Consider the following 21646-nt stretch of genomic DNA (forward strand, 5'->3'; position numbering starts at 1 on the left):
GTGGGGTGAGAGGCTCCCCGTAGACCACGGGGTCGATAGGCCGGATGTGGAAGGCAGGACCAACGACTGCCGCAGCTGACCGGTACTAATCAGCCGACAACTTGCTCACACCATTCACTGCTACGCGTCCACTGTGCGGTTCCCGAACCACGACCCACCCCCACCCGCCACCACCACGTGGCCGGGTGCGCGGGGCGCCAGGTTCGACCCCGTTACGGCGGTCATAGCGGTGGGGAAACGCCCGGTCCCATTCCGAACCCGGAAGCTAAGCCCACCAGCGCCGATGGTACTGCACCCGCCAGGGTGTGGGAGAGTAGGACGCCGCCGGACAACCATTACACGAAAGGCCACCCCGACACGGGGTGGCCTTTCGTCGTTCCCGAGACACGGCGTGGTTTCTCGCCGGCGACACGTGACCCGCACACGCGGGGCGCAACGGTGCTCCTCGCCTCTCCTCGGCTCCTCGCCTCCTCGGCTCCTCGGCTCCTCGGCTCGACGGCTCCTCCATCGCGGTCCCGGTCGTCGGGCCAGCTGCTCGTCCGGTGCGGCATGCCTGCACGGCTGCTGTGTCGCATCCGGAAGCACGACGGTGCTGGGGGTGCAGGAAAGTCGGGGACGGCGACGGCCCCGCACCTCCGGTGGAGGGGCGGGGCCGTCGGTGGGGCGGTGCTGGTCAGCCCTCGGGGGTGAAGATCACCGCGCCGAGCGGGGGGACGCGCACCGAGGCGGAGAACGCGCGGCCGTGGTGCGGGACGGCCTCGCTCGTCACGGCACCCAGGTTGCCCACGCCCGACCCGTAGAACTCCTCGGCGTCGGAGTTGTAGACCTCGGTCCACCGGCCACCGGACGGCAGTGCGAGACGGTAGCCCTCGTGGGGTGCGCCGGCGAAGTTGACGACGACGGCGACGGGCTTGGTGCCGGCGCGACCCTTGCGCAGGTACGCGAGCACGTTGTGCTCGGCGTCGTCGGACGTGATCCACTCGAAGCCCTCGGGGGAGTGGTCGAGCTCCCACAGCGCGGGGTGCGCGCGGTAGACGGCGTTGAGGGCCGCGAGGGAGCGCTGGACCCCGGTGTGGCCCGGGTCGTCGAGCAGGTACCAGTCGAGGCCGCGGGCCTCGCTCCACTCCTTCTGCTGGGCGAACTCCTGCCCCATGAAGATGAGCTGCTTGCCGGGGTGGGTCCACTGGTAGGCGAGCAGGGCGCGAACGCCGGCGATCTTCTGCCAGTGGTCCCCGGGCATCCGCTCGTACAGCGAGCCCTTGCCGTGCACGACCTCGTCGTGGCTGATCGGCAGGACGTACTGCTCGGAGTACGCGTAGACCATCGAGAACGTGATCTCCCCGTGGTGCCACCGGCGGTTGACGGGGTCCTCCGCCAGGTAGCGCAGGGTGTCGTTCATCCAGCCCATGTTCCACTTCAGCCCGAAGCCGAGACCGTTGTAGCTGGTGGGCGCGGTGACGCCGGGCCACGCCGTCGACTCCTCGGCGATCATGAGGATGCCGGGGGTGCGGCGGTAGGCCGTCGCGTTGGCCTCCTGCATGAAGGCGATGGCGTCGAGGTTCTCGCGGCCGCCGTACTTGTTCGGCCGCCACTGGCCGGGCTGCCGCGAGTAGTCGAGGTAGAGCATCGAGGCGACCGCGTCCACGCGCAGGCCGTCGACGTGGAACTCCTCGAGCCAGTAGGTGGCGTTCGCGACGAGGAAGTTGCGCACCTCGTTGCGGCCGAAGTTGAAGATGTACGTGCCCCAGTCCGGGTGCTCCCCGAGCAGCGGGTCCGGGTGCTCGTACAGTGCCGTGCCGTCGAACTGCGCCAGCGCCCAGGAGTCCTTGGGGAAGTGCCCCGGCACCCAGTCGACGATGACGCCGATGCCGGCGCGGTGCAGGCAGTCCACCAGGTACCGGAAGTCGTCCGGGTGGCCGAACCGCGAGGTCGGCGCGAAGTAGGACGTGACCTGGTAGCCCCACGACGGGCCGTAGGGGTGCTCGGCGACCGGCATGAGCTCGACGTGGGTGAAGCCCATCTGCTGCACGTACGCGGTGAGCTGCTCCGCGGCCTCGCGGTAGCTCGCGCCGGCGCGCCACGAGCCGAGGTGCACCTCGTAGACGCTCAGCGGCTGGTCGTGCGGGTCGGTGGACGTGCGGTGGGAGATCCACTCGTCGTCCGTCCAGGAGTAGTTCGACTCGACGACGACCGACGCCGTGGCGGGCGGCACCTCGGTGCCCTTGGCCAGGGGGTCGGCCTTCTGCAGCCAGGTCCCGTCGGGGCCGAGCAGCTCGTACTTGTACCGCTCACCGCCGGCGACGCCGGGCACGAAGAGCTCCCAGACGCCGCTGTCGCCGAGCGAGCGCATGGCGTGGGTGCGGCCCTGCCAGTGGTTGAAGTCGCCGATGACGCGGACGGCCCTGGCGTTGGGGGCCCACACGGCGAACGAGGTGCCGGTGACGGCACCCATGGCGCCGGGGTAGTGCTGCACGTTCGCGCCGAGCACCGTCCACAGCGTCTCGTGCCGGCCCTCACGGATGAGGTGCTGGTCGAGCTCGCGGACGGTGGGCAGGAACCGGTAGGGGTCGTCGTCGCGCGTCGTCGTGCCGCCGTAGGTGACGTCGAGGCGGTAGTCGGGGACCGAGGTGCCCGGCAGGACGGCGACCCAGATGCCCTCGTCCTCGTGGACCGCGGGGTGGTGGCCCTCGTCGGTGACGACCACGACCGACTCGGCGAAGGGCCGCAGCACGCGGACGGTCACGCCGTCCGCCCCGGGGTGCGCACCGAGGACGCCGTGCGGGTCGTAGGAGGTGCCGTACGCGACGGCCCGGAGGGTGTCGCGGTCGACGGGGACGGGTGCGGGAGCCGCTGCGGTCATGGGATCAGCCCACCATCTCCGGCGGGACCGCGCAGGTCGGCCCGCCCATCGCGTCGCGCCCGGCGGACACCGGGTGCGCAGTCATCGGTCGAGGAGCCGGTCGAGGCCGGCGAGCGGGATCGGCAGCCAGTCGGGGCGGTTGCGCGCCTCGTACACCGCCTCGTACAGCGTCTTGTCGAGCTCCATCGCGGTGAGGAACAGGTCCTCGGCGGACCCGGCGGGCGGCTCGCCCTCGGCGTGGGCGCCGGCGGACGCGTGCAGCGCTCCGGCGTAGCCCCCGAGCAGGGCGCCGCGTGCCGTGTCCGCCCAGGCCTGCGCCGTCGTCCCGGTGAGCCCGCCGACGGCGGCCGCGTAGTCCAGCGACCGCAGCATGCCGGCGACGTCGCGCACCGCGAGATCGGGGCGCGTGCGCTCCCCGAGCGGTGCGAGAGGCTCGCCCTCGAAGTCGGTGATGAACCAGCGGTCGACGGACCGCAGGACCTGGCCGAGGTGCAGGTCACCGTGCACGCGCTGCCGCGGCGGCGCCGTCGGGGCCGACCGCAGCCGCTCGACGACCGCCGCGACGGGCGCCTCGTAGGGGGCCAGCGCGGGGACCGCGGCCGAGGCCCACGCCCATCGCGTCGCCAGCGCGTCGGCCACGACGGCGGGGTCCGACCCGCCGTCCGCCGTCGCCTCGACGCCGTAGGCGCGGGCGAGCGCGGCGTGCATGCCGGCGACGGCCCGTCCGAGCGCGGCGGCCTCGTCGGCGAAGGAGCCCCCCTCCCGCGCGACCGCGCACGCCAGCTCGAACCCGTCCTCCGCCGCGGGCACGAAGGCCGCGAGGGCGGCGAGGTACCCGGTCAGCGGCGGGCCGGCGGGGTCCCGCGGGTCCGGCCAGGTGCCCTCGAGCCAGGCGAGCGGTGCCGGGACGCCGTCCCAGCCGGCGTCGACGAGCCGACGCGGGACGTCGACGTCGGGGTTCTCCCCGGCCTGCACGGCGCGCAGCACCTTGAGGATGCCGACGGGGGCGCCGTCGTCGCCCCCGGTGCCGGGCAGGACGACCGAGGTGTTGGACTGCTCGCCGCGCAGCACGCGGGCACGGTCGACGTCCAGGTCGGCGCCGGGGCCGTCGGCCACCGCGAGCCATGCGCGCAGGAAGGCCGGGTCGCCGGCGCCCTCACGGACCGTGTAGGCGCCGACCTGCCCGAGCAGGCCCGGGTCGGGCTCCGCCGGCGACGAGGGTGCGTCGGAGTTCTCCAGCGCCTCGGGGGAGGACGGGTCGGCGACGGCCGGCACCAGGACGAGCGGGACCTGCAGGGTCACGTCCACCGAGGGGGCGAGCACGCGGACGAGCAGCAGGCGCACGCGGACGTCGCCGCGCGCGTCCGCCGTGCCCATGCCGATCGGCGTCGCGGCACCCTTCGGCCCGTCGTCGACGGACAGGTCGGCGGAGGCGACGACCGAGACCTCCGCGTCGACGCCCTTCGCGGGGTACCAGCGCCGGGCGGGCGCCCAGGCGCGCACGAGGGCGAGGAGCTCCTCGTCGTCGGGCCGGGGCGGGTCGAGGACGATCACGGTCGGATCAGCTCCAGCCAGAAGAACTCGCGCGAACCGAGGGTGACCTGCGTCCGCCCCTCGGCGGTGACCTGCGGGAACGCCGCGCCGCCGAAGACGTCGCGCAGCCCCCACCCGGCGTGGTCCGGCAGCTCGACCGTCGCCGCTCGGGCGGTGGCCGCCAGGTTGACGACGACGAGCAGCGTCTCCTCGGCGGTCGTGCGCAGGAACGTCAGCACCGACTCGTTGTCGGACGGCACGACGGTGAAGTCGCCGCGGCCGAGCGCGGGGTGGCGGCGTCGGACGGAGAGCATGCCGTGGACCCAGTGCAGCAGCGAGGTCGGCTGCACGAGCTGGGCCTCGACGTTGACGTGGTTGTAGTGGTGCGCGATGGACTGGATCAGCGGCAGGTTGAGCTTGCCCGGGTCGGCCGTGGAGAAGCCGGCGTTGCGGTCCGGCGTCCACTGCATCGGCGTGCGGACCGCGTCGCGGTCGTTGAGCCAGATGTTGTCGCCCATGCCGATCTCGTCGCCGTAGTACAGGCACGGGCTCCCGGGCAGCGACAGGAGCAGCGCGTGGGCGAGCTCGATCTCCTTGCGGGAGTTCTCCAGCAGGGGTGCGAGCCGGCGGCGGATCCCGATGTTCGCGCGCATGCGCGGGTCGGGTGCGTACCAGCCGTACATGGCCGCACGCTCCTCGGTGGACACCATCTCGAGGGTGAGCTCGTCGTGGTTGCGCAGGAAGGTGCTCCACTGCCCGCCGACCGCCGGGATGGGCGGGGTGTCGGCGAGGATGTCGATGATCGGCGTCGCCCGCTGGTCGCGGATGGAGTAGAAGATCCGCGGCATGACGGGGAAGTGGAAGCACATGTGGCACTCGGGCCGCTCCGGCGTGCCGAAGTAGTGCACGACGTCCTCGGGCCACTGGTTGGCCTCGGCCAGCGTGATGCGGCCCGGGAACTCCGCGTCGATCATCGCGCGCACGTCAGCGAGGAACTCGTGCGTCCGCGGCAGGTTCTCGCAGTTCGTGCCCTCCTCCTCGAAGAGGTAGGGCACGGCGTCGAGCCGGAACCCGTCGACGCCCATCCGCAGCCAGAAGCGGGCGACGTCGAGCATCGCCTCGCGCACGCGCGGGTTCTCGAAGTTCAGGTCCGGCTGGTGGCTGAAGAAGCGGTGCCAGAAGTACTGGCGGCGGACCGGGTCGAAGGTCCAGTTGGACGTCTCCGTGTCGACGAAGATGATGCGCGCGTCCTGGTAGCGCGTGTTGTCGTCGCTCCACACGTAGAAGTCGCCGTACGGGCCCTCCGGGTCCTGCCGGGACGCCTGGAACCACGGGTGCTGGTCGCTCGTGTGGTTCATGACGAGGTCGATGACCACGCGGATGCCGCGCGCGTGCGCCCGCTCCATGAGCTCGGCGAAGTCCGCCGTCGTGCCGTACTGCGGCGCGATCGCGGTGTAGTCGGAGATGTCGTAGCCGCCGTCGCGCATGGGCGAGGGGAAGAACGGCGGCAGCCACAGGCAGTCGATCCCGAGCCACGCCAGGTAGTCCAGCCGGGCGATGAGGCCGCGCAGGTCGCCCGTGCCCGACCCGTCGGAGTCGGAGAACGAGCGCAGCATGACCTCGTAGAACACCGCCGTGCGGTACCACTCGGGGTCGTCGGACAGGCCCGTCGCCGTCTCGTGGGGATGGGGGACGAGGGGCTGGCGGCGCGGGGGCAGCGCGGACAGGGCGATCTGGCCGGTGAGCGGCGCCGGCTCCGGGGCGGCGGCGGGCGTCGCGCCCGTCGTCGCCGTCACCGCTGCCCCAGGTGGACGACGTGGGCGCAGCGGACCTGCGGGTCGAGGCGCACGTACACCTGGGGCCCCCACTCGTAGGTCTCCCGCGAGAGCACGTCGTACGCCGTCACCGCGGCGTCGGGGGCGAGGCCGAACTCGGCCAGGTCGAGCTGCACGAAACCGTCCCGCGTGGTCCAGGGGTCGATGTTGACGACGACGACGACCGTGTCGGCACGGCCCGTCGGGGAGTGCTCCGCCGGAAGGTGGCGGGAGAACGCGACGAGGGCAGGGTCGCTCGTCGGGTGGATGCGCACGTTGCGCAGCTGCTGCAGCGCCGGGTGCGTGCGGCGGATCTCGTTGAGCCGGCCGATGAGCAGCGAGATGCCGTACCGGTCCGCCTGCGACCAGTCACGGGGGCGGAACTCGTACTTCTCGTTGTCGACCTGCTCCTCGACGCCCGGGCGGGGCACGTTCTCGACGAGCTCGTAGCCGGAGTAGACGCCCCACGTGGGCGATCCCGTCGCCGCGAGGACCGCGCGGACCGCGAAGCCGCCCACCCCGCCCTGCTGCAGGTACGGCGGGAGGATGTCGTGGGTCGTCGGCCAGAAGCTCGGGCGCAGCCACGGCGCCTCCTCGCCACCGACGCGCGCGAGGTACTCCTCGAGCTCCTCCTTCGTGTTCCGCCACGTGAAGTACGTGTAGGACTGGTGGAACCCGACCTTGGCGAGGGTCAGCATCATGGACGGCCGCGTGAACGCCTCCGACAGGAAGATGACGTCCGGGTGGTCGCGCCGCACGTCCGCGAGGAGCCACTCCCAGAAGCTCAGGGGCTTCGTGTGGGGGTTGTCGACGCGGAAGAGGGTGACGCCGTGGTCGATCCAGACCTGCAGGACGCGGCGGATCTCGGCCGCGATGCCCTCGGGGTCGTTGTCGAAGTTCAGGGGGTAGATGTCCTGGTACTTCTTCGGCGGGTTCTCCGCGTAGGCGATCGTGCCGTCGGCACGCGTGGTGAACCACTCGGGGTGCTCGGTGACCCAGGGGTGGTCGGGGGAGCACTGCAGGGCCACGTCGAGGGCGACCTCGAGGCCGAGCGACGCGGCGCGCGCGACGAAGGCGTCGAAGTCGTCGAAGGTGCCCAGGCTCGGCTCGATGGCGTCGTGGCCGCCGTCGGCCGATCCGATGGCGTAGGGGGAGCCCGGGTCGCCCGGCTGCGCGTCGAGGCTGTTGTTGCGCCCCTTGCGGTGCGTGGTGCCGATCGGGTGGATCGGCGTCAGGTAGACGACGTCGAAGCCCATCTGCGCGATCCGCGGCAGCTCGTCAGCGGCCGTCCGCAGCGTGCCGGACGTCCACTCGCCGGTCGCCTCGTCGTACGTCGCGCCATGCGAGCGGGGGAACAGCTCGTACCAGGAGCCGTGCAGCGCGAGCGGACGGTCGACGCGCAGCGGGTACGCGGCCGACGCCGTGACGAGCTCGCGCAGCGGGGCCTCCGCCAGCGCGTCCCGCACCGCCGGCGTGAGGCCGGCGGCGAGCCGGGCGTCCGGGGTCAGCGTCGTGTCCCGCAGCTCGGCCACGGCGCGCTTGAGCGTCGAGGCGCCCGCGGCGGTCATCGCGTCCGGGCCCCGCCGGGCCGCGGCCCGCCCGAGCAGGAGCGCGCCCTCCGTGAGCATGAGCTCGACGTCGACCCCGGCGGCCACCTTGAGGGCGGCGTCGTGCACCCAGGTCGCGTACGGGTCGGACCATCCCTCCACGCGGAACGTCCAGTCGCCGGGCCGATCCGGCACCACGGTGCCCTCGTAGCGGTCCAGGCCCGGCGCGATGTCGCGCATCCGCTGCCAGGAGTGGTCCGAGCCGTCGGGGCGGGTGAGGACGACGGTCGCGGCGACGGCGTCGTGGCCCTCGCGGAAGACCGTCGCCTGCACGGCGAACGCCTCCCCGACGGCGGCCTTGGCCGGGAACCGGCCCGCCTCGGCGACGGGCCAGACGTCGACGACGGGGATGCGGCCGACCTTCGTGATCGATGTGGAGGTCACACCCGGCAACCTACTGTCAGGGTCGGGGGGCGGGCATCCGGTGGCGCGACGAGGGATCCCTCAGCCCGCGACGTACAGCCGCAGGCTGAGCGGCTCGAGCAGCGCGGTGCCGTCGGGCGCGGGACGCAGGCCGCCCTCGATCGCCGCCGACCGCTCCTCCGCCGGGTGCTCCCAGACGGAGTCCCAGACGAGGCGCCACGCGGCGCCCCCGCCGCCGGGCAGGTCCGGGCAGGCGGCCAGCGTGACCGTCACGGGCGCCAGCCCGCCGTGCACGACGAGGAGCGTGGCGTCGTGGCCGTCGTCGTGACGTCCGTCGGTGCGGTCGTCGGTGCGGTCGTCGGTGTGGGGGTCGGTGCGGGGGTCGGTGCCGGGTCCGTCGTCCGTGCCGTCCGTCGTCCGCACCATCTGCAGCGTCCGCAGGTCCGTCGAGTGCCACCGGGCGTGGTCCATGGCGTCGCCGGCGGCGTCGTACCACCCAAGGTCCGGCGGGCCGCCCTCGCGCCGCGGCCGCCCCGTGAAGAACCGCGGCGTGCGCAGCGTCGGGTGCAGCGCGCGCAGCTCGACGAGCCGCCGCGCCGTGGCCAGGAGGTCCTCCCGCCACGGCGAGCGGTCCCACCGCACCCACGACGTCTCGTCGTCCTGGCAGTACGCGTTGTTGTTGCCCTGCTGGGTGCGGCCCATCTCGTCGCCGGCGGTGATCATCGGGGTGCCGGCGGACAGCAGGAGCGTGGCGAGCAGGTTCCGCACGGAGCGGCGTCGCAGCGGGACGATCGCGGCGCCGGGGGAGTCCGCCGTCACGGGGCCCTCGATGCCGTGGTTCCAGGACCGGTTGTCGTCGGTCCCGTCCCGGTTGTTCTCCCCGTTCGCCAGGTTGTGCTTGTGGTCGTAGGCGACGAGGTCCGCCAGCGTGAAGCCGTCGTGGGCGGTCACGAAGTTCACGGACGCCACCGTGCCGCGGCTCAGGGGCGGATCTCCGTGCCCGAAGAGGTCGACGGAGCCGGACAGGCGCGTGGCCAGGTCCCGCAGCCGGTGCCCGGGCAGGCCGTGGGCGGCGCGGCCGGGGTCGGCGAGCCAGAAGGAGCGCACGGCGTTGCGGAACCGGTCGTTCCACTCGGCCAGGGGCTCGGGGAACTGCCCCGTGCGCCAGCCGCCCGAGCCGACGTCCCACGGCTCGGCGACCATCTTCAGCCCGTGCAGCACGGGGTCGGTCACCAGGGCGACGAGGAACGGGTGCTGCGGCGTGAACCCGCTCCAGTCGCGGCCCAGCGTCACCGCCAGGTCGAACCGGAACCCGTCGACGCCGACCACCTGCGCCCAGTACCGCAGGGAGTCCAGCGCGAGGCGCACGACGGCCGTGCGGCGGAAGTCGAGCGTGCTGCCGGTCCCCGTGACGTCGGCGTACGTGGCCGGGACGTTCCCGTCGTGCAGGTAGTACAGCGAGTTGTCCAGGCCGCGCCACGACAGGTGCTGGCCGCCCTGCCCGCCCTCCGCCGTGTGGTTGTAGACCACGTCGAGCAGGACCTCGAGCCCGGCCTCGTGCAGCGCGTGGACCGTGGTGCGCAGCTCCGCCAGGACGGCCGCCGGACCGGCCGCGCGGGCGGCCGCGGTGGCGTACGCGGCGTGCGGCGCGAAGAACCCGAGCGTGCTGTAGCCCCAGTAGTTGCGCAGCCCCTTGGCGACGAGGTGCGGCTCGTCGGAGAAGGCGTGCACCGGCAGCAGCTCGACCGCGGTGACGCCGAGCGCGAGCAGGTGCGCGACGACCGCCGGGTGCGCGAGGCCCGCATACGTCCCGCGCAGCTCCGGCGGCAGGTGGTGGGCGAGGGCGGTCAGGCCCTTCACGTGCGCCTCGTAGACGACCGTGCGGTCCCACGGGACCCAGGGCCGGTTGACCGCCGGGTCCGGACCCGGCAGTGCCGCGACGTCGACGACGACGGCGTGCGGCACGGACCCGGCGGAGTCCCGGGGGTCGGCGGCGCCGTACCAGTCGCCCCGCAGCGCGTGGTCGACGACGTGGCCGTAGCTCTCGGGCCCGTGCCCCACCGCGCCCACGAGGCCGCGGGCGTACGGGTCGACGAGGAGCTTGGCCGGGTTGTGCCGCAGACCCGCGGCCGGGTCCCAGGCGCCGTGGGCCCGGAAGCCGTAGCGCTGCCCCGGCCGCACACCGGGCACGGTGGCGCTCCACACCCCGTGCGACGGGCCGCGGAGCGGGACCCGCCGCTCGGCGGTGCCGCCCGACGGGTCCTCGTCGAGCAGGCACAGGTCGACGCCCGTGGCGTGCGAGGCGAGGACCGCCACCTCGACGCCGTCCCCGGCCACGTGCACGCCGAGGCGTGGGGGGGCGTCGCGGCGCGGGCTCGGCTGCACGGGTCCCATGATGGGGCAGGGCCGGGCCGGGCGGTGCGCCCGACCGGGTGGAACCCACGCCGTGACGGGCTGTGGACGGCTCACGGGCTCCCGCGGACGCGCGGGCGGGCGCGTCGCCGGGGCGCGGTAGCCTCGCGGGCGTGAGGATCGTGGTCTGCGTGAAGCACGTGCCCGACATCCAGTCCGAGCGCTCCCTGGGCGACGACGGGCGGACCGTGCGGGACGGGGGCGACGGCACCCTGAACGAGCTCGACGAGAACGCCGTCGAGGCGGCCCTGGCGCTGGTCGAGGCCCGCGGCGGCGACGACGACGAGGTCGTCGCTCTGACCGTCGGGCCGGAGGACGCCGTCGAGGCCGTGCGCAAAGCCCTCCAGATGGGCGCGGGCGCAGCCGTGCACGTGCTCGACGACCGCGTGGCCGGTGCGGACGCCGTCGGCACCGCGCAGGTCCTCGCCGCCGCCGTCCGCCACCTGGGCCAGGAGCGGCCGGTCGACCTCGTCGTGCTGGGCATGGCGGGCCTCGACGGCCTGACGTCGCTGCTGCCGACGATGCTCGGCGAGCTCCTCGGCGTGCCGGCGCTGCCGCTGGCCTCCGCGCTGGAGGTCGAGGGCGACGCGGCCTCGGGCGGGACGGTGCAGGCGCGGCGCGACCTCGACCACGCGAGCGAGACCCTGCGCGCCCCGCTGCCGGCGGTGGTGTCCGTGACGGACCAGGCCAACGACCCGCGCTACCCCGGCTTCAAGCAGATCATGGCGGCGCGCAAGGCCCCGGTGACCGTCCTGTCGCTCGACGACCTGGGGGTCGACCCGGCGCTCACCGGCGCGGTCGGGGCGCGCACGCAGGTGCTCGTCGCCCGTCCGCGTCCGCCGCGCGAGGACCGGGTGCTCGTGCAGGACACCGGCGACGGGGGCGTGCGGCTCGCGCAGTTCCTCGTCGAGCGCGGGCTCGTCTAGGCCCGGCACCAGCCCCACCTCCCCGCACCCGCCGCACCACGCCGTCCGCCGAGAGAGGCACCCCACCGTGACCGACACGACGACCGCCGCGCCCGCCCCCGTGCTGGTGCTGCTCGAGCACACGGCCGACGGGACGCTGCGCGCCCCCACGGACGAGCTGTGCACGGCGGCGCGCGGCCTCGCCGCCGGCGGCGCCGTCGAGGCGGTCTGGGTCGCCGGTGACGAGGGGGACACCCCCGCGCCCGCCGTGCTCGAGCACCTCGGCACGCTCGGCGTGGCCCGCGTGCACCGGCTGGTGGCGGAGGGCGGCACGCACGGCACGGCCCTCGTCGCCCAGGGGCTGACGACGCTGCTCGACGAGGTCGCCGGCGCGCGCGCGGTGCTGCTCGCGTCCTCCTTCGAGAACAAGGAGGTCGCGGCCCGGCTCGCCGTGCGCACGGGTGCCGGGGTCGTCACCGACGCGGACGACGTCGTCGTCGAGGACGGACGGGTCGTCACCGGCAAGACCGTGTTCGCGGGCACGTGGACCACGCGGTGCGCCGTGGCGACGCCGCTCGCGGTCGTCACGCTGAAGGCCAACGCCGTGCCGGCCGCGCCGGCGGAGGCGGCCACGGCGCCGGAGGTCGTCGACGTGCCGCTCGTCCCCGACGCCGTGGCGGCCGCCGTGACGCTCGTCGAGCGCACCGAGCGGGACGTCAGCGGGCGGCCCGACCTGTCGAGCGCCCACGTCGTCGTCGTCGGGGGCCGCGGCACGGAGGGCGACTTCTCGCCGGTCGAGGAGCTCGCCGACGTGCTCGGCGGGGCGGTCGGCGCGACGCGCGTCGCCACCGACGAGGGCTGGATCGCGCACGACGCGCAGATCGGCCAGACCGGCGTGACGATCTCGCCGCGGCTCTACATCGGCGCCGGGGTGTCCGGCGCGGTCCACCACCGCGGCGGCATGCAGGCCTCGGGGACGATCGTCGCCGTCAACGCCGACCCCGACGCGCCGATCTTCGAGATCGCCGACCTGGGCATCGTCGGCGACCTGTTCACCGTGCTGCCGCAGGCGGCCGCCGAGCTGCGGCGGCTGCGGGGCTGACGTCGTCGCCGGCTGCCGTGCCGCTGCGCGGCCGCCGGGCGGCGGCCCCCCGGACGCGCGGTCCCGCCGCGTCAGCTCAGGCGGCGCAGCCAGCCCAGCGCGGCGATGCCCTGCGCGTGCTGGAACCGGCGCAGGTTGGGGATGCCCCGTGGCGCCGGCTGGCGGGCGTTCCACACGAAGTACCCCGACAGCCCGGCGAGCGCCGCGCGCAGCTCGTCGTCGTGGACGCCGTCCGCCACCGGGTGGGAGCGGAACAGCTCGTCGGGGCGGCCGCCGCCCTGGAGGCTGACGCTCGGCAGCATGAAGGCCAGGTCGATCCAGGGCGCGCCCACGCTGGCGTGCGGCCAGTCGATGAACCAGACCCGGCGCTCGGCGTCGATGAGGACGTTGTCGGCGCGCAGGTCCCCGTGCACCAGAGCCTCACCCGCGAGCACCGCCGTGGCGTCCTGCTCCCACAGCACGAGCTGCTCCAGCTCGTGGCGGGTCCAGGCCGCGAGCTCGGCCGGCCAGACGAGCTCGTCGTGCGAGCCCGGCCGGTGCAGGAGGGCGGGATCCCCGTCGGCCAGCAGGTGCAGCCGCCGCCAGCCGGTGAAGTCCTCGGCCAGCAGGTCGTCCGTGCGCGGGAGGGCGTGGCCAGGCAGGGGCTCGGCGTCCGCCAGGGGCACGAGCGCGTCCAGCACGGCGGCGAGGTCCTGCTCGCGCCACGGCAGCTCCGGCGACCAGCCGTGCACGACCTCGAAGCCGAGGACCACCCACGTGCCGTCGTCGAAGGACCACTGCAGGCGGGGGGCGGGCACGTCGAGCGGCAGGCCCGCCGACACGCGGAGCTCCGAGCGCGCGAGCTCGACCGAGGTGGGGTTCTGCTCGGGAGACACCGCCTTGACGAAGACGTCGCGCCCGTCCGACAGCTCCAGCACGGAGGCGAAGCCCGGGGAGAAGCCCGTGGTCGCGCCGATCACCGCCGAGACGCGCGCGTGGCAGTGCTCCTCGATGCGGGTGCGGACCGAGCGGGGCAGGTCGCGCCAGTCGAGCCGCTGACCGCTGAAGGCGATCGGCAGCTCGACGGCGTCCTCGGGGCTCACGGCGGTCATCCTGCCAGGTCACGCCCGGCCACCGGCGGGTGCGACCGCCGCGTGGCGCCCGTCGGGGCGTCCGTAGACTGGCGACGATGAGCGCCTACCTGGACCACGCGGCGACCACGCCGCTGCTGCCGTCCGTCCGGCAGGTCCTCGCGGAGGCCTGGGGGCGGACCGGCAACCCCTCCTCGCTGCACGCGGCGGGCCGTGCGGCGCGCCGCGTCGTCGAGGAGTCGCGCGAGGCGGTGGCGGGGGCCCTGGGCGCGCGGCCGAGCGAGGTCGTGTGGACCTCCGGCGGCACCGAGGCCGACAACCTCGCCGTCAAGGGGCTGTTCTGGGGTCGGCGCACCACCGCACCCGAGCGGCGGCGCGTCCTCGTCGCCGCGGTCGAGCACCACGCCGTGCTTGACCCGGCGTTCTGGCTCGCCGAGCACGCGGGTGCCGAGGTGGTGCTGCTGCCCGTCGACGGCGAGGGCGTGCTGGACGTGGGCGCCCTGCGGGCGGAGCTCGAGCAGCGCGCCGCGACGACCGCGCTCGTCTCCGTCATGTGGGCGAACAACGAGGTCGGGGCGCTGCAGCCGCTCGACGAGGTGGTCGCGCTCGCGCACCGCCACGGCGTGCCCGTCCACGCGGATGCCGCGCAGGCGGTGGGGCAGCTGCCGGTCGACTTCTCCGCCTCCGGGCTGGACGCCATGACGGTCTCGGCGCACAAGACCGGGGGGCCGGGGGGCGTCGGCGCGCTCGTCGTGCGGCGCGACGCGCCCGTGACGCCCGTGCTGCACGGGGGCGGCCAGGAGCGCGGCATCCGGTCGGGGACGCTCGTCGCGCCGCTCGTGGCGGGCTTCGCCGCGGCGGTCACGGAGTCGGTGTCCGGGCTCGACGAGCACGCCCTGGCGCTGGCCGCGCTGCGCGACGACCTCGTCGCCCGCGTCCGCGCCGCGGTGCCGGACGCGGTCCTGCGGGGGCCCGCCGACACCGGCCGGCGCCTGCCCGGCAACGCCCACTTCACCTTCCCCGGCTGCGAGGGCGACTCCCTGCTCTACCTGCTGGACTCCGCCGGCGTCGAGGCCTCGACGGGCTCCGCCTGCCAGGCCGGCGTCGCGCAGCCGAGCCACGTGCTGCTGGCCATGGGGGTCGACGAGGCGGACGCGCGGGGCGCGCTGCGGTTCAGCCTGGGCCGCACCTCCACGGCCGCGGACGTCGACGCGCTGCTGGCCGTCCTGCCCGGGGCCGTCGAGCGGGCGCGGGCGGCGGGGCTGGTCGGCGGCGCGCTCGACGCGGCGACGCCGGTCGAGGTGGCCTCCTGATGCGGGTGCTCGCCGCCCTGTCCGGCGGGGTCGACTCGGCGGTCGCCGCGGCGCGGGCTCAGGAGGCCGGGCACGACGTCGTCGGCGTGCACATGGCGCTGTCACGGCAGCGGGAGCAGCACCGCACGGGGTCGCGGGGGTGCTGCTCCATCGAGGACGCGGGCGACGCGCGGCGGGCCGCGGACGTCCTGGGCATCCCCTTCTACGTGTGGGACCTGTCGGAGCGGTTCGAGCGGACCGTCGTGGCGGACTTCCTGTCCGAGTACGCGGCCGGTCGCACGCCCAACCCGTGCGTGCGGTGCAACGAGCACGTGAAGTTCGCGGCGCTGCTCGACAAGGCGCTGGCGCTGGGCTTCGACGCGGTCTGCACCGGGCACTACGCGCGCCTCGTCGCCGGGCCCGACGGGGTGCCGGCGCTGCACCGCGCCCGCGACGCGGCGAAGGACCAGTCCTACGTCCTGGCCGTCACCGGCCCGGAGCGGCTGGCGCGCACGCTGTTCCCGCTCGGGGACGCCGCGTCGAAGGACGAGGTGCGCCGCGAGGCCGCCGCGCGGGGCCTGCCCGTGGCCTCGAAGCCCGACTCCTACGACATCTGCTTCGTCGCCGACGGGGACACGCGCGGCTTCCTCGACCGCGCCCTGGGGACGCGGCCCGGGGAGGTCGTCGACACGGACGGGGCGGTCCTGGGCAGCCACGACGGGGCGCACGGCTTCACCGTGGGCCAGCGCAGGGGCCTGCGGCTGGGGCGCCCGGCGCCGGACGGGCGGCCGCGGTACGTGCTGGCGGTCGAGCCCGTCCGCAACCGCGTGGTGGTGGGGTCGGCGGAGGACCTCGCCGTCGGATGGATCACCGCGGACCGGGCTGTCTGGTACGTGCCGGCGCCGGGGGCGGAGCCCGTCGACGTCCTCGTGCAGGTGCGCGCGCACGGCACGCCGGTGCCGGCGGTCGTGCGCCTGCGCGACGGCGTGCTCGACGTGCGGGTCGCCGAGGAGGCCGGGCTGCGCGGGGTCGCCGCGGGGCAGTCGCTGGTGCTGTACGACGGCGACCGCGTGCTGGGCCAGGCCACGGTGACGGGGGCGGGTCGCGCCCGCCGCGCTCCTGCCGACGACGCGCCGCCCCCGGGTGCGTCGGCGGACGCCCTCGCCGGCGCATCAGGCGAGGGCCGGTGACCGCGGTCACGGGGGCGGGCCCCTGGCCCGGGACGGACCCGTTGGAGGCGCAGGCCACGGTCGTCGGCGACCTCGCGGAGGTGCCGGACGGCGTCGTCGGGCTGCCGTTCTCCGTGCTGCTGCCCGCGCGGGGGCCGTGGGCCGACGCGACGGGCCGCGCCGCGGCGCTGCTCGCGGACCTGCCGGTCGAGCTCGGGCCGCACGGCTGGCGCCTCGCGGACCGGCCGGGGCACGACGCGGCGCGGGCGGCGGCGCTCCTGCGCCAGGACGTCGACGCGCTGGCCGTCGCCGCACACGGCTGGGACGGCCCGTGGGTGGTGCCCGTGCTCGGGCCGCTCTCGCTGGCCGCGAGCCTCTACCTCGCGCGCGGCGACCGCGCGGTGGGCGACGAGGGGGCGCTGCGCGAGCTGGCCGAGTCGCAGGCCGCGGGTCTGGGCGAGCACCTGGCGGCCCTCCGGCGGGCGCTGCCCGGTGCGCGGCCGCAGGTGCTGCTGCACGAGCCCCTGCTGGCGGCCGTCGTCGCCGGGGTCCTTCCGTCGTTCTCCGGCTACGCGCGCCTGCGGGCGGTGCCCGCACCGGTCGCAGCGGAGCGGGTGCGGACCGTGGCCGACGGGCTGCGCGCCGCCGGTGCCGAGGCCGTCGTCGTGCACGGCGGGGCGGCGCGGCTGGCGGTCCGGGTGGCGACGACGGCCGGGGTGGACGGCGTCGGGGTGACCGTCGCCGGGCTCGACGAGGCCGCTTGGGAGGGCGTGGCGGAGGTCGTGGAGGGCGGTACCGCCCTGTGGGCCCAGCTGCCCCCGCGGGCGTCGTCGCAGTGCGCCGGCCCGGACGTCGCCGGCCAGGCCGCGACGCTCCTCGACCCGTGGCGCCGCACCGGGCTGGAGGTGGCGCGGCTGCGGGACGTCGTGCTGCTCGACGGCGGTGCGTCGACGGGCGGCGGCGCGGCGGGCGGTACGGCGGGCGGTGCGGCGGGGGGTGCGGGGACCGGTGGGCGGTCGTCGGCCGACGCGCGGGCGGCGCTCGCGGGCCTGGCGCGCGCGGCGCTCGTCGTGGCGGAGCGCGCCGAGGGCTGAGCCGGTCCGGACGTGCACGTGCCGACACGTGTCGGTGCACGTCTCGGTGCACGTCTCGGTGCACGTGTCGGTGGGGTGGGCCACGATGGCGCCATGACCAGCGCCACCCCCGGAGCCGCCGTGCCGTCCGCCGTGCCGTCCGCCGTCCCCCCGGCGTCCGCGGAGGTCCGCCACCGGTGGGACGGGCTGGCGCGGCGGGTGCGGGACTGGCAGTTCGCGTACTACGTCCGCGACGCCCCGGTGGTCAGCGACGCGGAGTACGACGAGGTGCTGCGTGCGCTTGCCGCCCTTGAGGAGGCCCATCCCGACCTGCGGACGCCCGACTCGCCGACCCAGCGCGTCGGCGGCACGTTCTCGACGGACTTCGCCGCCGTCGAGCACGTGGAGCGGATGCTCTCGCTCGACAACGCCTTCTCCGCGGAGGACCTGCGGGCGTGGGCCGACCGGGTGCAGCGCGACCTCGACGTCGCCGGGGCGGACCTGCACCACCTGTGCGAGCTGAAGATCGACGGGCTCGCCATCGCGCTGCTCTACGAGCGCACGGACGACGGGCCGGCCCGCCTCGTCCGTGCCGCGACCCGGGGTGACGGTCGCACGGGTGAGGACGTGACCCTCAACGTCCGCACCATCGCGACCATCCCGGCCGAGCTCGCGGGGGACCCCGCCGGGCACCCCGAGCTCATCGAGGTCCGGGGGGAGGTCTTCCTGCCGGTCGAGGCCTTCGCGGCGCTCAACGAGACGCAGGTGCGCGCGGGCAGGGCGCCCTTCGCCAACCCGCGGAACGCCGCTGCGGGATCCCTGCGGCAGAAGGACCCGCGTGTGACCGCCTCGCGACCGCTGCGGATGTACGCGCACGGCATCGGGGCGCTGCGGTGGGGCGCCGGCGGCGGCACCGGCGTGCAGCGGCAGAGCCAGGTCTACGACCTGCTCGCCGGCTGGGGGATCCCCGTCTCCTCCCACTCGCGCGTGCTCACGGGGCTCGACGAGGTCCTCGCCATGGTCGAGAGCGTCGGCGCGCACCGCCACGACGTCGAGCACGAGATCGACGGGCTCGTCGTCAAGGTCGACGAGATCGCGCTGCAGCGGCGCCTCGGCGCGACGAGCCGGGCCCCCCGCTGGGCGATCGCCTACAAGTACCCGCCGGAGGAGGTGAACACCCGCCTGCTCGCCATCGAGGTGGGCATCGGCCGGACCGGGCGTGCCACCCCGTTCGGCGTCATGGAGCCCGTCGTGGTCGCCGGGTCGACGGTGCGGCAGGCGACGCTGCACAACCAGGACGTCGTGGCCGCGAAGGGCGTCCGGGTCGGCGACGTGGTGGTGCTGCGCAAGGCGGGCGACGTCATCCCCGAGATCGTCGGCCCGGCGCCCGCCACGCCGGACGACGACGTCCCCCGCATCACCTGGCACATGCCGCGCGACTGCCCCGAGTGCGGCACGCCGCTGCGGCCGATGCGGGAGGGCGACGTGGACCTGCGCTGCCCCAACGCGCGGGCGTGCCCCGCGCAGGTGCGGGGACGGGTGGAGCACATCGGGTCGCGCGGCGGGCTGGACATCGAGGCGCTGGGGGAGGTGACGGCCGCGGCGCTGACCCAGCCCGAGACCCCGGCGGTGCCCCCGGTGGTCAACGAGGCGGACCTGTTCGACCTCGTCGCGTACCCGTTGGACGCGCCCGCGGAGACCGTGGAGCGGGTCCGCCGGGCGAGCCTCGAGCGGCTGGCGCAGGTCGAGGTCGTCGTGCGCGACCCCGAGACGGGACTGCCGCGGCAGGACGAGGACGGGACGGTCCGCCGGCGCACGCCGTTCCGCCGGGTGCTGCGGCACGGCCGTGCCGCCCGGGCGGCGGCCGAGGCGGAGGGGCGCACCCTGCCCGACTGGGCGCCGTCGGAATCGGCGCTCACGCTGCTCGACCAGCTCGACGCCGCCAAGGGCAAGGAGCTGTGGCGGGTGCTCGTGTGCCTCAGCATCCGCAACGTGGGGCCCACGGCCGCCCGCGCCCTGGCCACGCACCTCGGGTCGATGGACGCGCTGGAGGAGGTCGTGGACGTCGGCCCCGAGCACGCGGTGGCGGAGCTGTCGCAGGTCGAGGGCATCGGCCCGGTCATCGCCGAGTCCATCGTGGACTGGTTCACCGGGCCCGACGGGGACTGGCACCGCGAGATCGTCCGGCGGTGGGCGGCCGCCGGCGTCCGCATGCGCGACGAGCGGGACGCCGGCGTCGAGCGCACGCTCGAAGGGCTGACCGTGGTCGTGACCGGCAGCCTCGAGCGGTTCAGCCGGGACTCGGCCAAGGAGGCCGTCCTCGCCCGTGGCGGCAAGGCCGCGGGCAGCGTCTCGAAGCGGACCGACTACGTCGTCGTCGGGGAGAACGCGGGCTCGAAGGAGGCCAAGGCCCGCGAGCTCGGTCTGCGCATCCTCGACGAGGAGGCCTTCGAGGTGCTCCTGGCCGGCGGGCCGGCGGCGCTCGGCCCGGCGGAGCAGGACCCGGCGGAGCAGGAGCCGGTGGAGCAGGAGCCGGTGGAGCAGGAGCCGGTGGAGCAGGAGCCGGTGGAGCAGGAGCCGGTGGAGCAGGAGCCGGTGGAGCAGGGGTCGGCAGCCGACGGGACCGAGGGCGAGGCGTGACGGCGCGCACGGCGGCAGCGCTGCCGCTCGGGGGCATCCCGCTCGCGCCCTGGTCGGTGGGGCCGGTCCGCGAGGACGAGCTCGACGCCGTCGGGGCGCTGACCGCCGGCGCGTACCTCGCGGACGGGCTGCTCGACGGCGACGACGAGTACGAGGCCGAGCTGCGCGACGCGCGGTCCCGGTGGCGCGACGCGTCGTTGCTCGTCGCCCGCACCGACGACGGGGCCGTGCTCGGCTCGCTGACGGTCGCCCCGCACGGCTCGCCCTTCGCGGAGGTCGCGCGGCCGGGCGAGGTGGAGCTGCGCATGCTCGCGGTCGACCCGGCGGCACGCGGCCGGGGCGTGGCGGAGGAGCTCGTGCGGGCGGCCCTGGTCCGCGCGGTCCTCGACCGTCGTGCGGGGGTCGTGCTCTCCACCCTCGACTCCATGCTCACCGCGCACCGGCTGTACGCCCGCCTGGGCTTCCGGCCCGCGCCCGAGCGGGACTGGGACGCCGACGACGGGTTCGTGCTGCGGGTCCACACCTGGTCGCCGCCGCCCGCGCCCGGCGCCGCCGTCGAGCGCGCGGTGTGGCCGCCGCTGCGCACGACGACGACGGCCGCCGGCTGGACGGTCGGGCTGTCCGAGGGCCTGACGCGGCGCGCCAACAGCGCGACGCCGCCCCCGCCCGCGGACGGCGTCGCAGGCCCGGACGAGCGCGACGTGGCGACGCTGCTCGAGGGGCTCGACGAGGTCGAGGCGGTGTACGCCGCGGCCGCCCTGCCGACCACCGTGCGGGTCGACGGGCCGCTCGGTGCGCCAACCGGGCCGCTGTCCGCGGCGCTGCGCGCGCGGGGCTACGCCCTCCGGGCGACCACGCTCGTCCTGGTCGCGGCGCTCCCGGCCGTGCCCGCCACGGCCCTGCCGCCGGCCGACGGCGTCACGGTCACGGCGTCCCCCGAGCCCGACGACGCCTGGGTGCGGCTGTGGCTGGCGGAGAAGGCCGACGGCGACGGTCGCGCGGCCGACGTCGGCCGCCGGCTGCTCACCGGTGCGCCCGCCGCGTACCTCACGGCGTGGCGGTCCGGCGCCGCGGTGGGCGTGCTGCGGGTGGCGCCCGCCGACGGGTGGGCCGCGCTCGCGTGCCTCGTCGTCGACCCGCAGGAGCGACGACGCGGGACGGCGCGACGCCTCGTCGAGGCGGGGCTGCAGCACGCGGCCCGGGAGGGGGCGGCACGCGCGTTCCTGCAGGTCGAGGTCGAGAACCACGCGGCGCGCCGGCTGTACGCCCGGTGGGGCTTCCTGCCGGCCGACGCCTACCACTACGCGGAGCGCCCGTGAGTCGCGCCACGGGCGCGTCGCCCGCCCGGCGGCCCGCCCGGGCCACGGCGATACTGGCGCGATGATCTCCCTGCTGAACGCCGAGCGGCTCCGCGCCGCCGGGCTGCGCTGGTCGCCCGCGCCGGGCGACCGGTTCACCCTGCGGTCCGAGCAGCTCGAGGACCAGGTGTTCACGATCTCCGACATGGTCGTCGAGGCGCACCGGTACGAGACCGGGATCGTGCTGGGCTTCAACGGCACGACGGAGTGGGCGCTGGACTCCGTCCGGCAGGAGGACGCGCTGTGGCTGCCGCGCGAGGACCAGTTGCGCGACCTCCTCGGCCGGACGTTCCGGAGCCTCGCGCGGTCGACCGACGGCCGCTACCAGGTGCTCGTGGAGCTGGCGTCCCGTCCGGAGCAGGTGTTCACCGCCGACACGGCCGAGGACGCCTACGCCGAGGCGCTGCTGGCGCTGGTCTCGGCCGCCCGGGAGCCCGTGGCCTGACGT

At 75.5% G+C, this 21646-nt stretch carries 14 protein-coding genes and 2 rRNA genes; 10 read left to right on the forward strand and 6 right to left on the reverse strand.

Annotation, left to right across the window (positions count from 1 at the left end; all coding sequences use genetic code 11):
- A 23S ribosomal RNA gene (locus BM048_RS09750) occupies nucleotides 1-109 on the forward strand; the annotation flags it as partial.
- Nucleotides 110-213: 104 nt separating this feature from the next.
- Nucleotides 214-330: ribosomal RNA gene (gene rrf, locus BM048_RS09755) — 5S ribosomal RNA — on the forward strand.
- Between the two features lie 343 nt (nucleotides 331-673).
- Here the strand turns inward: rrf and glgB are convergent.
- From glgB to glgX, 5 genes are all read right to left on the reverse strand, one after another.
- Complete coding sequence (glgB, locus tag BM048_RS09760; protein ID WP_090032783.1) at nucleotides 674-2860, reverse strand: 1,4-alpha-glucan branching protein GlgB; 2187 nt, start codon at nucleotides 2858-2860, stop codon at nucleotides 674-676.
- An 81-nt stretch (nucleotides 2861-2941) separates the two neighbouring features.
- The gene (locus tag BM048_RS09765) at nucleotides 2942-4414 is read right to left on the reverse strand and encodes an aminoglycoside phosphotransferase (protein ID WP_239079052.1); all 1473 of its coding nucleotides are present in this window, start codon (nucleotides 4412-4414) and stop codon (nucleotides 2942-2944) included.
- A complete protein-coding gene (gene treS / locus BM048_RS09770; RefSeq protein WP_090032784.1) occupies nucleotides 4411-6189 on the reverse strand; it encodes a maltose alpha-D-glucosyltransferase in 1779 nt (592 codons plus the stop codon). Before treS ends, BM048_RS09765 begins: the two co-directional genes overlap by 4 nt.
- Nucleotides 6186-8207, reverse strand: a complete 2022-nt coding sequence (locus BM048_RS09775; RefSeq protein ID WP_373308474.1) for an alpha-1,4-glucan--maltose-1-phosphate maltosyltransferase — start codon at nucleotides 8205-8207, stop codon at nucleotides 6186-6188. The genes treS and BM048_RS09775 overlap by 4 nt, the downstream gene beginning before the upstream one ends.
- Nucleotides 8208-8258: 51 nt before the next feature.
- Nucleotides 8259-10571 carry a glycogen debranching protein GlgX gene (gene glgX, locus BM048_RS09780; RefSeq protein ID WP_090032786.1) on the reverse strand — a complete coding sequence of 771 codons (2313 nt, stop codon included), beginning with the start codon at nucleotides 10569-10571 and terminating at the stop codon, nucleotides 8259-8261.
- A gap of 131 nt (nucleotides 10572-10702) precedes the next feature.
- Between glgX and BM048_RS09785 the strand changes: the two genes are divergently transcribed.
- Nucleotides 10703-11515 carry an electron transfer flavoprotein subunit beta/FixA family protein gene (locus tag BM048_RS09785; protein ID WP_090032960.1) on the forward strand — a complete coding sequence of 271 codons (813 nt, stop codon included), beginning with the start codon at nucleotides 10703-10705 and terminating at the stop codon, nucleotides 11513-11515.
- A 67-nt stretch (nucleotides 11516-11582) separates the two neighbouring features.
- Nucleotides 11583-12596, forward strand: coding sequence for an electron transfer flavoprotein subunit alpha/FixB family protein (locus tag BM048_RS09790; protein WP_090032788.1), 1014 nt, complete (start codon nucleotides 11583-11585; stop codon nucleotides 12594-12596).
- A 71-nt stretch (nucleotides 12597-12667) separates the two neighbouring features.
- Here the strand turns inward: BM048_RS09790 and BM048_RS09795 are convergent, their stop codons facing one another.
- Nucleotides 12668-13678, reverse strand: coding sequence for a phosphotransferase family protein (locus BM048_RS09795; RefSeq protein ID WP_090032961.1), 1011 nt, complete (start codon nucleotides 13676-13678; stop codon nucleotides 12668-12670).
- Between the two features lie 86 nt (nucleotides 13679-13764).
- Here BM048_RS09795 and BM048_RS09800 point away from each other — a divergent pair, with 86 nt between their 5' ends.
- The 6 genes from BM048_RS09800 (at nucleotide 13765) to BM048_RS09825 (ending at nucleotide 21643) form a co-directional block, all read left to right on the forward strand.
- Nucleotides 13765-14979, forward strand: coding sequence for a cysteine desulfurase family protein (locus BM048_RS09800; protein WP_090032789.1), 1215 nt, complete (start codon nucleotides 13765-13767; stop codon nucleotides 14977-14979).
- A complete protein-coding gene (mnmA, locus tag BM048_RS09805) occupies nucleotides 14979-16148 on the forward strand; it encodes a tRNA 2-thiouridine(34) synthase MnmA (protein ID WP_090032791.1) in 1170 nt (389 codons plus the stop codon). The genes BM048_RS09800 and mnmA overlap by 1 nt, the downstream gene beginning before the upstream one ends.
- The gene (locus tag BM048_RS18180) at nucleotides 16145-17221 is read left to right on the forward strand and encodes a uroporphyrinogen decarboxylase/cobalamine-independent methonine synthase family protein (protein ID WP_090032793.1); all 1077 of its coding nucleotides are present in this window, start codon (nucleotides 16145-16147) and stop codon (nucleotides 17219-17221) included. Before mnmA ends, BM048_RS18180 begins: the two co-directional genes overlap by 4 nt.
- Before the next feature lie 93 nt (nucleotides 17222-17314).
- Nucleotides 17315-19840, forward strand: a complete 2526-nt coding sequence (gene ligA / locus BM048_RS09815) for an NAD-dependent DNA ligase LigA (RefSeq protein ID WP_090032794.1) — start codon at nucleotides 17315-17317, stop codon at nucleotides 19838-19840.
- On the forward strand, nucleotides 19837-21159 hold the full coding sequence (locus BM048_RS09820; RefSeq protein ID WP_239079074.1) for a GNAT family N-acetyltransferase: 1323 nt from the start codon (nucleotides 19837-19839) through the stop codon (nucleotides 21157-21159). Before ligA ends, BM048_RS09820 begins: the two co-directional genes overlap by 4 nt.
- 61 nt (nucleotides 21160-21220) lie before the next feature.
- A complete protein-coding gene (locus BM048_RS09825; protein ID WP_090032796.1) occupies nucleotides 21221-21643 on the forward strand; it encodes a pilus assembly protein CpaE in 423 nt (140 codons plus the stop codon).
- Nucleotides 21644-21646: the final 3 nt, after the last annotated feature.

The sequence above is a fragment of the Cellulomonas marina genome, assembly GCF_900111925.1.
Taxonomy (GTDB): Bacteria; Actinomycetota; Actinomycetes; order Actinomycetales; family Cellulomonadaceae; genus Cellulomonas; species Cellulomonas marina.

Coding starts and splice junctions, on each gene's coding strand:
- BM048_RS09800 (WP_090032789.1), top strand. CDS start 13,765: ATGAGCGCCTACCTGGACCACGCGGCGACCACGCCGCTGCTGCCGTCC.
- mnmA (WP_090032791.1), top strand. CDS start 14,979: ATGCGGGTGCTCGCCGCCCTGTCCGGCGGGGTCGACTCGGCGGTCGCC.
- ligA (WP_090032794.1), top strand. CDS start 17,315: ATGACCAGCGCCACCCCCGGAGCCGCCGTGCCGTCCGCCGTGCCGTCC.
- glgX (WP_090032786.1), bottom strand. CDS start 10,571: ATGGGACCCGTGCAGCCGAGCCCGCGCCGCGACGCCCCCCCACGCCTC.
- BM048_RS09825 (WP_090032796.1), top strand. CDS start 21,221: ATGATCTCCCTGCTGAACGCCGAGCGGCTCCGCGCCGCCGGGCTGCGC.
- glgB (WP_090032783.1), bottom strand. CDS start 2,860: ATGACCGCAGCGGCTCCCGCACCCGTCCCCGTCGACCGCGACACCCTC.